Origin of the sequence: Vulcanisaeta distributa DSM 14429 (genome assembly GCF_000148385.1) — an archaeon.
Taxonomy (GTDB): Archaea; Thermoproteota; Thermoprotei; order Thermoproteales; family Thermocladiaceae; genus Vulcanisaeta; species Vulcanisaeta distributa.
In genome coordinates this window covers 943,619-957,376 of record NC_014537.1, presented here as the reverse complement: position 1 = coordinate 957,376, position 13,758 = coordinate 943,619, and the positions used below count along the sequence as shown (strand labels likewise).

The following is a 13,758-nucleotide window of genomic DNA, read 5'->3' as shown; positions in this document are numbered from 1 at the left end:
GACGCTACTTTTCCTTGGTAAAATAATCCTTATACTGCTCCCTCAATACCTTCTTATCGAACTTTCCGGTGTTCGTCTTTGGTATCGAATCAACAAATAGTATCTCCGGTAACTGCCACTTCGCAAACCTACTCGATAAATGATTTAGTAATTCTTTCTTTAATTCCTCTTATCTTTATTCTATTCTTATACTCAGGCTTTAGGACCACGAACGCTAACGGTCTCTCACCCCACTTTGGGTGCGGTACTCCGACCACAGTAGCTTCATAAACCGCGGGATGCGCCATTAGGTAGTTTTCCATGTCAACGCTTGATATCCACTCGCCACCACTCTTTATCAAATCCTTTAGTCTATCCACGATCTTCATATACCCATCTCCATCAATAACAACCGCATTACCACTCCTACACCAGATATCAATACCTTCACCATAGAAGGAATCAAATGTCCTTTGATCATTGAAGTACTCTCTAATTGTCCAAGGACCCCTTTCAAGTAGCTCGCCGGGTGTTTTTCCATCCCAAGGCACATCACGTCCATACTCATCAATAACCTTACGCTCCATGGGAAACATGGGTAAGCCCTGCCTAGCCCTATGTTCCCAATACTCATCCTCTGTCCTTAATTTCTCAAGCACCTTAGGCTTAAGTACGTAGACATGGCTTAACGGCGATGTCTCAGTGGATCCATACGCATGTACTACCTCAATACCAAATTCACTTAAACCCCGCATCATAGCCACCGGCGGCTCTGAACCACCACTTACAACCCTCATGTTGAAGTGCGGCCTAGGGCTCATTGACCTTAAGTAATTGAGTATGGATATCCATATGCTAGGCACGCCATTTGATCGCGTTATCTTCTCGTTTATCATTAAATCAATTATGGGTTTCAAGTCGTTTATACTCCATATACCCGGAAAAACAAGCTTTGCGCCGACCATAGTAGCTGCAAACGGCATTCCCCAACCATTCACGTGATATAACGGAACAAGCTGCAAAAGCGCATCGCTTGAGCTCATGGGAAATACCTGGTGAATTGCCATTGCATGCAATACGAAGGATCTATGAGAATAGTAGACCCCTTTAGGCATGCCTGTGGTTCCGGATGTATAGCATGCACAGCATGATGACCTCTCATCGATGAATGGGAAATCATACTTACCACCACTCCTCACTAGGTCCTCATAATCATAAGTCCTTAATCCACTCAATCCTATCGATTCGTTTGTTCTACCCATTACCACCACCTTCTCTACATGCTTAAATTGCGGAATTACATTCCTAAAAACTGGGTTAAGAGCGGTGCATCTATGAAGAGAACCTTAATCTTTGAATGATTAGCCACATTGAGTTATCTCGACTGGCGACAACCTAAAGTTCATCTCAACAAAAACAGCGCCAATACCTGATACGGCGAAGTAAAGCTCGTAATACCTATGGGTATTAACACCAAGTGCGCCAACCCTATCACCGGGTCCCACACCTAATTCGCTCTCAAGCATCGAGGCCATCCTCTGAACCCTATCATAAACATCTCGATACGTTAATCTTGCAATACTACCATCAACATCCCTAGACACAACCTCATCCTCACCAAAATATAACGCAGCATGCCTTAATATTGCATGAACGTTTAGTGGGTAGTCATCCATCATGGTTGATGGAAAGCCCTTGATAAAACGCATAATACTATAGCACATATTAATTTATAAGCTTTATCTTTGAACCTAACATAGAATATTACATATAGAATAATATGCATATAAAAGAATTAGTAATATCTAAATTTAAGTAAAACGGTATGGTCAACATACAAGAATTCCCAGCCACTTTAAGAATAATAACTTAAGCAAGGCGAAAGGTGGGTCTTCTACGATACATTTCAAATCCTTAATACCGTGATTAATATGATTATGCTAGGGATGAAATTAAATTAATGATACCATACCATGACAAACCTACCCAGCAACAACCCTAAGGAGAAAATACAATAGAATTAAGTATGGGAAAAATGCTATGAATTCAAGGGGATGAGGTGGACTTAATACGGCGTGGCACTACGTATATCGTTACTAGGGACAACTAGACGTGTACGCCGTTACATAGAACCCACTTGGTGACGACATGCTTGGTCCGGAGGTTCCAATGTTTATTACTTGAAACTGCGTATTGGGTGGTGATGGGTAAAATATGAACCATTGAATATCATATATGACTGATTCATAATTACATGAGGAACCACCACCGCTATATAGCACGGCTTGAACGCCGGCAGGCACGTTGATCTGGGTCGTTAGGAATGGGTAAATAACCATAGGCCCAAGGATCTCAGTAGCCAATTGATTCTGCTGGGCAGCGGCCGTTGGGTTTGTTGGTGCCAATACCCAGGTCTCATTGGGGACAGGACCTCCATTGGGTGCACTAGTATACTGAGGAGCCGTTAAGTTTATCTCAATCGGTGGATCAGTAACTGTGTAACCTTCCGTAATTGCGTTACCGAATTGACCAGTGGGTCCGGTGGCCGAGAAGCCAAGGGCAATACTTACTTGATAGCTCACGCCTGTCGATGTTGATGGACTTATCGGGCCAGGGTCATCGCCAGCCCAGGAGAACCAACCAACCGGCGTATTTCTATACGAGCACGTAAATACATCAGGTTCCATGACACCTTGTGCGCACTTGTATGATGCATACTGATCAGTGAACGATAATAGGCTACTAACATACGCACCAGGCGCTGGTGTTGATGCGATAAAGTTCCACTCATACCCAGGGATGTAGTAATATCCATTCTCCTCATTAATGTTTTGGCCAATTTCAACGCAGAAATCAACGGTTTCATAGCCATAACCATCACTATAAGTCTGCTGGCCATACCAGAAGAAGTAGCCATTATTTACATTGGTTGTTTGTTGGGTTGGTGCTGAGAGGGAACTAGCCATTGCGTAGCAGGGATCGTCTGGGTCTACCTGATTCTGCATGGTGGAAATTACGCCATATAATAATTCCAATGCTGTGATGAGTCTCTCATTAAGGCCGGCAGTGTTGGCAGGCCCGATCATTAATGCCCTACTGCCTATTGGCACGGCTAATACATACCTCATACTATTGATGCCGTACCTCGGCATGGGCACGGCAACGGCACTCGCATTATACGCCTTGGCCCATGCCTTGGCCAGTATTAATTCCGCAGTGATTAATTGGCTAACATTACTTACGCCGATCACTATGATATCCCTATTAATGAGTAGGTGCTTCAGTATCCCAGTGGTAATCGTCATGTTATTGCCCGTGTAATTAAACAGGTATGTCCAGTCAATGGCTATGACCGACTGAGACGGCGCATTGATTATGTTGGAAGTGTTTATGAGGGTTATGATGCCCTGTGGAATGCCGGCGTTGACAATACCCTGGATGAACCCTGGAGGACCAACAGCAAAAACTTCAACACCTCTAGGTATGGGTATGGGCTCGATCATCTGCGACATCCCTGGGTAACCGCGTGTAAGGCCCCCTGCGTGATTTATTCCAATGAACGCCTTATAAGTTGGTAAGACTATTATTGATGCCACGGCTATGATTGCTAGGATCAGTACGGTGAATAGCAATTTATTGAACCTAATCCCCATAATCATCAACTAGCATCGCACAACGGATTTTTTAATACTCCGGCTGTTCAGTAAAAGTGATTCGAGTGAGTTTGAATTTGTTTACGGGCATGCATCCTGAGTAAGGAGTGACGTCAATGCAGTCATAGAATATCTAATGTTTAAGATGCCTTGGTGGGCCCGCCGGGACTTGAACCCGGGATCTCCCGCGCGTCAGGCTTGTACGGGGCATCGGCCCCTGGGCATCCTACCAGGCTAGACTACGGGCCCGTTGATTCATTAATTGTGTTGCCTTTTAAGGTTTTAGTTTCCTTGAATTTGTTAGAGTAATTCCTTAATAATGCCGTGGTTATATGCGCCTTAATGCCTGAGGTTGTGGCTTTGGGCGAGCCCCTGGTTCAGTTTAATGCGGTTACTGATGGGCCGCTTAGGCATGTTACATACTTTGAGAAGCACGCGACGGGTACCGAGGCAAATGTCTGCGTTGCCCTGGTTAGGCTTGGCGTTAGTTGCGGGCTGATAACAAGGCTTGGTGCTGATGAGTTTGGTTTATTCATTTATAATTGGCTTAGGGGTGAGGGTGTTGACGTTAGTCATATTAGGTTCGATCCTGAGAGGCCCACGGGTATTTACTTCGTGCAGAGGAATTATCCAATACCAGGTGTTAGCGACGTGCTCTACTACAGGAGGGGTTCTGCAGCCTCGGCATTAAGCCCTGATGATGTTGACCCGGACTACGTTGGTGGCGCCAGGGTTTTTCACACTACGGGCATAACGATGGCTATCAGCGATACTGCCAGGTCAGCGGCATTTAAGGGCTTGGAGATTGCCCGCGGTAAGGGTGTCATCACATCATTTGATGTTAATTATAGGAAAAAGCTATGGACGCGGGTGGAGGACGCCGTTAATGTGCTGTCTAGGGCGCTTAATTTCGTGGATATCGTATTCCTTGATGAGGATGAAGCCAGTCTATTACTTGGTGTGTCCATGGTTGACGATGTGTTTAAGGAGTTACGTTCTAGATTTGGGATTGATAAGATTGTGCTTAAGCTCGGTGTTAAGGGTTCAATGGCGTATTGGGAGGGTAGGGTCGTTAAGGTTGATGCCTTTAGGGTTCCTGTGAAGGATCCAATTGGCGCTGGTGATGCCTATGCTGGGGTCTTCCTGGCATCAATACTTAGGGGTCATGATGTGGAGAGTGCAATGAGGAGGGCCTCGGCGGCGGCTGCCATGGTCGTGATGGTTAGGGGTGATGAGGAGAACCTGCCTAGGGAGGATGATTTGAGGAGGTTTCTTGAGGGTTATGGTAGGCAGGTTGACCTTAGATAAATCGGTTTTTAAATACAGCCCTACTTAATGCGTGTGCGTAAGGCGTTGATTGTTGGGATAAACGATATTAGCGTGGTGATTGCCAGGTTATTGGTTAGTAATGGTTATGATGTGAGCATGATAGCGAGTAATGAAAATGAGGCGAGGCTAGGCAGGGGCGTTCCTGCCTATGTCTATGTCGGTGACCCAAAGAATGAATCAATACTTAGAGGTGGTGGAATCGATGAGAGTGAGGTCGTGGTCTTATCAATGGATGACGAGACCAACCTGGAAGTTGCCAGGATAGCTAAGTCGAGGGGTGTGCCAACGATAATAGCATTAATTAGTAATAAGGAGAGGTACCTCGATGCATTCATCGAGCTCGGTATCTACGCAATACCCATTGTGGATGCCGTATTGTCGAAGATAGCCCATTACCTAAAGCCGTCATTTAAGCAACTGCTTTACTCTGACGATAAGGTGCAGGCGTACTACGTCGTGATTAGCTCAGAGTCGCCATACATAAACCAGGAGGTTAGGGATGTTGCCAGGAGGTGTGGTGTGGCAATACCACTGATCATTAGGGGTGAGGATATTATAATCAGTAATGAGGAGCTTAGGATTGAGGCAGGGGATAAATTATTCATTGTTGGTGCCTCAGATTCCGTGGTTAAGTGCGTCGAGAAGATCTATTAAATAGGTACAGCAACATGCCTATAAGTAGCCATGACAGCACCACCAACATGTACATTGCCTTAATTAGGATTATGAGCATAATCGAAAATGTATATATAATGGTGCCAATAATCGACACAATAGGCACCTCCACTCGCTTTATTGTTATGCCGGGTATCCTGAAATAACGCACTAAGTGGGACTCCTTATTCCTAAATATTATCAGTGCGATCATAGTCATTAGATACACAATCGTTGATGCTATTGCGTAGGAGTCTGCAATGAGCTCAACACTGCCGGGAATCACAAATAGTATTGCTATTAGTGATGAGATTATTATTGCTAAATGGGGCGTCCTATACCTACCATGAACACTACTTAACCTACCCGGTAACAAACCATCCTCGCTCATTACGTAGATACTCCTTGAGAAGTCCACAATGCCTGCATTGACGGATATGAGGAGCACTATTGCTATTGACATCGAGATATAGGCGGACAAATACATGTTATGGAATAAGTACCTGGCCAGGGCACCTATGGGATCACCAACATTGTTTGAAACAACCGTTAAGGCGCCTGATAATATGGTCAATAACGATAATAGTAGCGCCACGGCCGTTGATAATGAGGATACGCCGATTATGGCCCTTGGGACCGATATATAGGGTGTCAGGGCCTCCCCCGTTGACTGTGCTATTACGTCAATACCTGTATAGCCCCTAAATGAGTATGTTAACCCATGAATTAAATAATCATAGTTAAACACTAATCTTGGCATTACGGCTCCATGACTAACTACCAGGTAGTAGCCAAACATCAACAGTATTAATATTCCAAGTAGGTCAATGGTTAGTAAGGTTAGGTTGAAACGCGCTGAGGCTTTTATTCCGAGTATGTTTATGGTCATTATCATTATTATTACTAAGATTGAGAGTATTGAATTTACGGGCCATCGTGAGGCTAAGGGAATCATCACATTGAGGTAATTAACGGCGCCCAGGGCACCGTAGGCTATCATTAGTATTTGGTCGAAACTCAGTAGCCACCCTGCTATGAAGCCCCAGGTGTTGCCCAATTCACGGCGGATGTAATAATACGCACCGCCGGTCCTCGGTATTGCACTCCCGAACTCGGCGTATGCCAGCCCAACAAGCCATAGGGATAGGGATCCCAGGAGCATCGTTATTGGCAGTAGGGATCCTGAATTGAGCGCGACTATGCCTAGCGTGAAGTAGTAGGTTGATGATACGTCTGAGTACCCGAGGGCCAGCAACTCCAGTGTGCTCAGGTCCCTCTTAAGCCAGGTAATTCTTTCAGTCATTAAGGGCTGATTCAACAGGTTTCAATGGTTTAAAAGCAATTAATGGGCCCTTCCACGGTAATTCCACGGTGGTTTCTTCGACATACCTTTTAAGTAATGTGACCATAGGGCACTGGGTGGTCAGGGTGAAGGGTTGGGTCATAGGTGCCGTAGTGGTTGTGATAATAGTAATAGGGGCAGTTGCCTACTTAATGCTTAGTGGGCATGGTGTAGGCATAACGAGCGGATTAACGAGCCAGGTACCGACAAGTCAGGTGTATGTATACATAAGCGATAAGCCTGTAAAAGTTGATCACTTATACGTAACAATAAGTGAGATTGCCTTCCATAGGGAGGGCAGCGGCAATAACACCTGGGTAACCTGCAGCTTAACACAAACCACCTTTGACCTAGCACAACTAGTCAATACCAGCCAACTCGCTGCCCAGTGCTCCTTAACCAATGGCACGTACAACATAATAAGGCTATACGTCTCTAACGTTCAGGCTGTTGTTAATGGACAGACCTATAATTGCACATTACCAAGTGGTAAGTTTGAGATACCCCTTGGACAGAGCCCCATAGTTGTTAATGGTACTAGCTATGACGTTAATGTGGACTTCGGTGCCGTGAATAATGTCATCATTACAGGTAATGGGAAGTGCGTGGTAATACCAGTAATACATGCATCAGTTAAGAGGCACTCATAAAGTACCTACTTAATTCAAAATAAAATGACTTAAAATCATAATTAAATTTTGAAATACATCCCTTAAGATATCACCGACCTACTCTCTGCATCGTGATCTTCATGCCTTCTAAGGATTAAAATAAAGATAACTATATGTATGAATGTCCGCTATGAATAGAAAGACATAGCGTATTAAGACCTCAAATAGTAAAGCAATGATTAGGTGAAATTCGAGGTTGAGAATGACAAAGTAATAGTTGTTGCAGAAGCAGTAATGCGCTGACCGGTATATTACGTATAAAGTCTGGGGCGTTAATACGAACAAAGAACTGCTGGGTCATGAAGTAAGAACTGGTTGCAATAAGGTTGCCGTTTGGTTGCCTGTGCGCCTTTACGATATGGTTAAAGACTGTTGCAGAGTCTATACCTCTTGATGTACAGGAAGAAGCCAAGGACTAGGGTTGAGATATACGCGGACATACTGCTCTCCCTGGATAAAATGGGGAGCTGCGATAAATTAAGTAGGCTCGCAATGATGGTTGGTGTACCATATGATAGATTGATACGCTACCTAAACGAATTAAAGAATCTAGGCCTAATTAGGTGGGAGCCATATTCAGGGGTTTACCTTACGAGAAAGGGCTTAGAGACTTTAATCAATGCACAAAGTAATAGAGATAACCTAGTCCTTATTCTTACTGAGATTTCCCAGAGTGTTAAGACCGTTACGTAAAATCAAAATATTCGTAACACCAGCCCTCCTTCTCTCAATAATCCCCTTCGCCTCAAGCCTCTTTACGAGCCTTGACACTTGGTACTTACTCAACCCTAGCTCGCGCCCCAGCTCAGCCTGTGTTATCATACCACCCCTCTTACGTATTACCTGTAAAGCCCTTTTCTCCAGGTTTGAAAGTGTAAGAGCAGTTATGGCCTTGTCATGATCATCCATACCTACGACTAAACTACCCTGATAAGCAGGATTACTTCTATACCTACCACTCGTTATTGAGGAGTAAATGAGTACTGAGGCTAGTGATGATAGGATTGCTGTTAATACCATGCTAAGTACGATGTCGTAGGCAAGGACAGGGCTTGTAAACGGCCTTATTGACCCTATGACCTTTAACACACCGTCAGGACCGACAGCGACTATAGGTACCCTAAGGCTTAGGAATAGGTTGTCATAAAGCTTGATGATTAAGTATATCGAGAGTGCCATGAGAGCCATGCCAACCCACAACCTATAATTCCTCATCGTAGCCCACTCGGTCATACAAACATCACTTGGTAATCTTTTACATCAAAGTACTTAAATTTTCTTTCTTAGGTAAGGCTTATTGCCCTCAATCTTTATGAAGCATTTTTAGTGAATACATACATAGTATCGACAATGAGCGACTCAGGGAAAACAGCGATAGTCAGCGCATTACTGAGGATCCTTAGTACCAGGGGCTTTCACGTAACGCCATTCAAGGCACAGAACATGTCACTCAATAGTTACCCGTCCATTGAGGGTGGCGAAATAGCGCTGGCACAGGCAATGCAGGCATACGTGGCAGGCTTAATGCCCAGTATTTACTATAATCCAATCCTAATAAAACCCATGCTAAGTGACAAAGCCGAATACATAATACTTGGCAAGCCAAGGGCTCAATTATCCTTCAATGATTACCTAAACAATAACTTAATCCGACGACTTGCGGTGAATGCCGTTAAGGCTAGTATACGTAAATTAACCATGGAATACGACATGGTAATCGGTGAGGGGGCGGGATCTGCGTATGAACCGAACCTCGCCAGTAGGGACTTGGCTAATTTTAGACCTGCCGAGTGGCTTAATGCCAATGTCTTTGTGGTTCTCGACATTGATAGAGGTGGTTCATTTATTCAGGGGCTTGGTTTAATGAGGTCCTTACCACCGAGATGGAGAAGGCTGGTTAAGGGCTTCATTATAAATAAGTTTAGGGGTGATGAGAAATTACTCAATACTGCCATAAAATGGCTTGAGGAGAGGACGGGTAAGCCCGTCCTCGGCGTTTTGCCCTATATTGATGATTTATGGCTATGGCCTGAGGATTCAATGGACCTGAAGCCAATTGGTAATGGACCGCTGGATATTGCGTTAATTGCGTATCCATACATTTCAAACTTTAATGATGTATATCCGTTAATTCTTGAGGATGATGTCACGGTCAGGATAGTTAGGAGTCCAAAGGAATTGGGTGAACCACACCTTGTTATATTACCTGGCTCTAAGAATGTAGTTGCGAGCCTTGAGTGGATGAGGAGAGTTGGGCTGGACAAGGCATTGATGAGGATTAAGGGATCAACCGTCATATTAGGTATATGCGGTGGCTTCCAGGCAATGAGTAAGGTATTGAGTGATCCGCATGGTCTTGAGGCCGGTGTTCCAGGTAATTATGATGGGCTTGGTCTTGTTAATGTTAATACCGTGTATGGTGTTAAAAAGATTGTGTCGCTGTCAAAGGCTGTTGGGTTAAGGGATGAGCTGGAGGGTGTTGAGGTTAAGGGTTATGAAATACATAGGGGTATTCCTCAGTACATTGGTGATGAACCCCTGGTAATGATTAAGGAGAGAAATGGCAGGCCAGTGCAGCAGGTAGATGGCGTATTTAGGGAGAAGGATTTAGTAATTGGGATAACACTTCACGACTCACTGGGTGACCCGAACTTTAGGAGTTTCGTGCTCAACATTGCAAGGGAAATCGCCGGATTACCTAAGCGCAATTCACAGGGTCTAACGAGTATTGACTTATTAATGAGTCATATTGACAAGTTCTCATCAATAGTTAAGGAAAGACTGGATATAGATTTCATGATTAATGATAGATAATACGCCGATTATAATACGATTCTTATTGTTATTTTTTAAGGCATGCTTAAAAGGTGATACGGCTTGGGGTTTTGCATATGGATAAGTGGCCAGAGAGGAAGGAACCCTACTTTTATCCCGCTGTTCTGGAGTTTGAAAAAATGGTGAGTGACCAGGGTAAGTACTTGGAATTCCTTAAGGAGTGGCTTGCCCATTCATGGAGGTGGGCTAGGGAGGATAAGTATAAGCTCGTCTTTAAGGTTCAGGCCGAGATAATAGATGCGTTAAGGGATTTCCTCAATTCAAGAGGTTTTACTGAGGTCTTGGCGCCAATAATCGGCCCAGTGACCGATCCAGGGATTAGGGGTGCGAAGCAGGCCACGGTGGATTTCTATGGCATGGAGTATAAGGTAATGTCTAGCGCCATACTCTATAAACAGTACATGGCAGCGTCGCTTGGTAAGATATACTTCCTAAGCCCAAACATTAGGTTTGAACCAAATGACAGCGTCTTCACCGGTAGGCACCTCGTTGAGTTTTATCAACTTGACCTCGAGGTTTATGGCGCGACCTACGATCAAGTGATTGACCTTGCTGAGGACATGATAATATATGTGATTAAGAGGGTTAAGGATAACTACGGTAAAGAGCTTGAGACAAAGCTCAACAGGCAACTCCCAGACTTTAAGAAGCCGTTTAGGAGGTACACGCATAAGGAGGCCGTGGAACTCGTCAATGAACTCGGTTGTAAGAACCCACCAAACACGGAAATTAGGTGGGAGTGTGAGAAGCTTCTTTCTGCTTATCATGAGAACCCGTTCTTCATAATTGATTACCCAAAGGGTGCCAGGGGATTCTACGACAGGGAGGACCCACAGAGGCCCGGCATACTCAGGGACTTCGACATGCTATACCCGGAGGGCTTTGGCGAGGCCATTAGTGGCGCTGAGCGTGAGTATGAACCAATAAAGGTCATTGCCAGGATGAGGGAGGGTGGTGAGGACCCAAATAAGTATAGGTGGTATCTGGAGATGCTTAGGGAATTATACCCACTGAAGACCGCGGGCTTTGGCATTGGTGTGGAGAGGTTGACAAGGTACGTGTGCGGTTTAAGGGCTGTTTGGGAGGCCAGGCCATACCCGAAGGTTGCTGGTATTGGGCCGGCGCCTTAAGCTTAATTTATAGACTCTAAATAATTACACTTTCCTACGTTGGGTTTTGGCGTAATACTTTATAAACTAAGTAATCCGTATTGGGTAATGCAGGAGCTTACCTTCACGACGTCGGTAGTCGGTAGCTTCCCAAGGCCTAAGTGGTTAATTGAGGCCTTTGATAGGTATAATAAGGGCGAGATTAGTAAGGAGGAGCTTGATGAGTACTTAGACGATGCGGTTAAGTTGACGGTTAAGGAGGAGGAGCTTGCAGGCCTGGACGTCATAACTGATGGGGAGCAGAGGAGGACCAGCTTCGTGGCATTTGTCGGCCAGAAAATACCTGGGTTTAAGTTGATCTACGTAACGGACATTAACCCGAAGGCAATAGAAATAATGAAGCAGTACAAGGCCCAGTTAACCTACTGGAGGGCTGTGGCTGTTGAGCAGATTAGGGATTCCGTGATAGCGCTTGATGAGTTTAAATTCACGAGGTCTGTCACGGATAGGAGGATAAAGGTCACATTACCAAGCCCGTACCTAATTATGTGGGAGACCTGGGATGCCAAGTACTCAAGGCAAGTGTACCCACAGCCCGAGGATCTCGCCCAGGACTACATTAAGGTGCTTAGGCAGGAGATAATTAGGCTTAGGGATGCCGGTGTGGACTTCATTCAACTTGATGAACCAATGCTTGGCGACTTAGTGGAGGCTAGGGAGAACGAGCCTGATAGGTATAGGAAGGTCATTGAGGCAATACATGGGCAGAAATATAGAGGGTTCAAGAACGAGCTTTACCTGGCTAGGGACTTAATAAATGAGGCGATAAAGGGAATTGATGGTGTTAGGATAGGGATGCACATGGATAGGTGGCCAAACCCAGACTCGCCATTTTACGGAATCGGCTTTGAGAGACTAGCCCCGGAGGTCTACGACATAAAGGTTAAGCAGTACGTGCTTGAGTATGCAAGTCCAGGTAGTGGTGACCCAGCCGTCTTTGCGAAGGACTTGCCCAGCGATAAGGAGCTTGGTCTCGGCGTAATTGACGTTAGGAATCCACAGGTTGAGGATCCACAAACTGTGGTACAGAGGGTTGAGAGGGTCGTGGGAGTTCTTGACCCAAGGAGGATATGGCTGAACCCAGACTGTGGATTTGCACCTGGTATGTATAGGAAGTTTGAGAGGAGGATAGCCTTCTCCAAGGTACGTTCAATGACCGAGGCGGCAAAGATTTTAAGGAGGAAGTACGGCGAGAAGTAAGGTAGTTCTTTAAGTGATGAGTACGGACCGGCTCGATAAAAATGAAGAATGCTATCCTTGCTGAGGTGATGAGCATCAAAATCAGTTAGGATACCCCTCGTCATTGGTCGGTTCCCAACTCATCATCACCGTCAACACTCAATACCGTAAGGACTATAAATGGGTTTTTACGCATTAATTACTGCATTGGTGATTAATGAGCCGCTTGCCCCCCACTGAGCATCGTGATGATGAAATGACTCAGTGAAAGGTTATTATAGTGATTAGGCGTTAATTATCCGTGCCAGGAGCCCTAATAGATATTCTAAACATGACGGGGCAATTAATAGCAATACTCAACCCAATAGGCGCAATACCAACACTATCCATATACATAATAAATATGGAACCGGAACAGTTAAGGAGGGTTTACCAACTGGTTGGTATCAGCGTACCGCTACTAATGGTGATATTCGCCGTCGGCGGTAGGTATATACTGCAGGCCTTCGGCGTAAACCTCGACGCATTTAGGATAGCGGGTGGCGTGTTGCTCATGGGCATAGCCATGGAGACCCTCATGGCTGGTGGACCCAGGGCTGTTGGCACTGTTAAGGAGCCTGAGGAATTCGTGTTAGTGCCGATAGTGACGCCACTACTTGTTGGTCCAGGCACAATAACCGAGCTAATACTCTTCTCGGCACTATACCCAATCTACGAGGTCATAATAGCGGCATTACTGAGCTCAGCCTTCACGTACCTAGTGATTAGGTTCTCACAACCACTACTAAAGAGACTGGGCAGTAACACGCTTAAGGTCCTGGGCAGGTTCATGAGCCTAATAATAGCCGCACTAGCCATAGGAATGATACTAACCGGAGTAACAAACTACATAGAATCACTACGTATTACTTAATATTAGACCCAAACATAATTTAACTTTATTTATT

General features: G+C 45.0%; 11 protein-coding genes, 1 tRNA gene and 1 pseudogene. 8 read left to right on the top strand and 5 right to left on the bottom strand.

What is annotated here, in order from left to right; translation table 11 throughout:
- Positions 1-4: 4 nt before the first annotated feature.
- From VDIS_RS04925 to VDIS_RS04915, 3 genes and pseudogenes are all read right to left on the bottom strand, one after another.
- A pseudogene (locus VDIS_RS04925) lies at positions 5-1,688 on the bottom strand (long-chain-fatty-acid--CoA ligase).
- A gap of 387 nt (positions 1,689-2,075) precedes the next feature.
- Positions 2,076-3,632 (bottom strand): hypothetical protein, encoded by a 1,557-nt coding sequence (locus tag VDIS_RS04920; protein WP_148678229.1) that lies wholly within the window; start codon positions 3,630-3,632, stop codon positions 2,076-2,078.
- A gap of 151 nt (positions 3,633-3,783) precedes the next feature.
- Positions 3,784-3,881 (bottom strand) — tRNA-Val (locus VDIS_RS04915).
- A 93-nt stretch (positions 3,882-3,974) separates the two neighbouring features.
- Here VDIS_RS04915 and kdgK point away from each other — a divergent pair.
- Positions 3,975-4,940 (top strand): bifunctional 2-dehydro-3-deoxygluconokinase/2-dehydro-3-deoxygalactonokinase, encoded by a 966-nt coding sequence (gene kdgK / locus VDIS_RS04910; protein WP_013336111.1) that lies wholly within the window; start codon positions 3,975-3,977, stop codon positions 4,938-4,940.
- A gap of 33 nt (positions 4,941-4,973) precedes the next feature.
- On the top strand, positions 4,974-5,615 hold the full coding sequence (locus tag VDIS_RS04905) for a potassium channel family protein (RefSeq protein ID WP_052885768.1): 642 nt from the start codon (positions 4,974-4,976) through the stop codon (positions 5,613-5,615).
- Here VDIS_RS04905 and VDIS_RS04900 read toward each other — a convergent pair.
- Positions 5,590-6,918, bottom strand: coding sequence for an APC family permease (locus VDIS_RS04900; RefSeq protein WP_013336109.1), 1,329 nt, complete (start codon positions 6,916-6,918; stop codon positions 5,590-5,592). The genes VDIS_RS04905 and VDIS_RS04900 overlap by 26 nt on opposite strands.
- A 116-nt stretch (positions 6,919-7,034) precedes the next feature.
- On the opposite strand from VDIS_RS04900, the gene VDIS_RS04895 reads away from it, so the two are divergent.
- Positions 7,035-7,607 (top strand): DUF4382 domain-containing protein, encoded by a 573-nt coding sequence (locus VDIS_RS04895; protein WP_245522571.1) that lies wholly within the window; start codon positions 7,035-7,037, stop codon positions 7,605-7,607.
- A gap of 414 nt (positions 7,608-8,021) precedes the next feature.
- Positions 8,022-8,321: a winged helix-turn-helix domain-containing protein gene (locus VDIS_RS04890; protein WP_013336107.1), complete on the top strand. Its 300-nt coding sequence runs from the start codon at positions 8,022-8,024 to the stop codon at positions 8,319-8,321.
- Here the strand turns inward: VDIS_RS04890 and VDIS_RS04885 are convergent.
- Positions 8,271-8,861 carry a helix-turn-helix transcriptional regulator gene (locus VDIS_RS04885; RefSeq protein ID WP_013336106.1) on the bottom strand — a complete coding sequence of 197 codons (591 nt, stop codon included), beginning with the start codon at positions 8,859-8,861 and terminating at the stop codon, positions 8,271-8,273. The two genes, VDIS_RS04890 and VDIS_RS04885, sit on opposite strands and share 51 nt — an antisense overlap.
- 93 nt (positions 8,862-8,954) lie before the next feature.
- Here VDIS_RS04885 and VDIS_RS04880 point away from each other — a divergent pair, with 93 nt between their 5' ends.
- The 4 genes from VDIS_RS04880 to VDIS_RS04865 all read left to right on the top strand — a co-directional run bounded on the left by VDIS_RS04880 (position 8,955) and on the right by VDIS_RS04865 (position 13,724).
- Entirely contained in the window at positions 8,955-10,442 is a 1,488-nt protein-coding gene (locus VDIS_RS04880) for a cobyric acid synthase (protein WP_013336105.1), read from the top strand.
- A 77-nt stretch (positions 10,443-10,519) separates the two neighbouring features.
- Positions 10,520-11,593: an asparagine synthetase A gene (locus VDIS_RS04875; protein WP_013336104.1), complete on the top strand. Its 1,074-nt coding sequence runs from the start codon at positions 10,520-10,522 to the stop codon at positions 11,591-11,593.
- Positions 11,594-11,680: 87 nt separating this feature from the next.
- Complete coding sequence (locus VDIS_RS04870; RefSeq protein ID WP_013336103.1) at positions 11,681-12,832, top strand: cobalamin-independent methionine synthase II family protein; 1,152 nt, start codon at positions 11,681-11,683, stop codon at positions 12,830-12,832.
- Positions 12,833-13,112: 280 nt separating this feature from the next.
- Positions 13,113-13,724, top strand: coding sequence for a MarC family protein (locus VDIS_RS04865; protein ID WP_013336102.1), 612 nt, complete (start codon positions 13,113-13,115; stop codon positions 13,722-13,724).
- Positions 13,725-13,758: the final 34 nt, after the last annotated feature.

What these genes read in the sequence shown, in the direction of transcription:
- VDIS_RS04920 (WP_148678229.1), bottom strand. Translation starts at nt 3,632, where the DNA reads ATGGGGATTAGGTTCAATAAATTGCTATTCACCGTACTGATCCTAGCA.
- kdgK (WP_013336111.1), top strand. Translation starts at nt 3,975, where the DNA reads ATGCCTGAGGTTGTGGCTTTGGGCGAGCCCCTGGTTCAGTTTAATGCG.
- VDIS_RS04900 (WP_013336109.1), bottom strand. Translation starts at nt 6,918, where the DNA reads ATGACTGAAAGAATTACCTGGCTTAAGAGGGACCTGAGCACACTGGAG.
- VDIS_RS04890 (WP_013336107.1), top strand. Translation starts at nt 8,022, where the DNA reads ATGTACAGGAAGAAGCCAAGGACTAGGGTTGAGATATACGCGGACATA.
- VDIS_RS04885 (WP_013336106.1), bottom strand. Translation starts at nt 8,861, where the DNA reads ATGACCGAGTGGGCTACGATGAGGAATTATAGGTTGTGGGTTGGCATG.
- VDIS_RS04875 (WP_013336104.1), top strand. Translation starts at nt 10,520, where the DNA reads ATGGATAAGTGGCCAGAGAGGAAGGAACCCTACTTTTATCCCGCTGTT.
- VDIS_RS04870 (WP_013336103.1), top strand. Translation starts at nt 11,681, where the DNA reads ATGCAGGAGCTTACCTTCACGACGTCGGTAGTCGGTAGCTTCCCAAGG.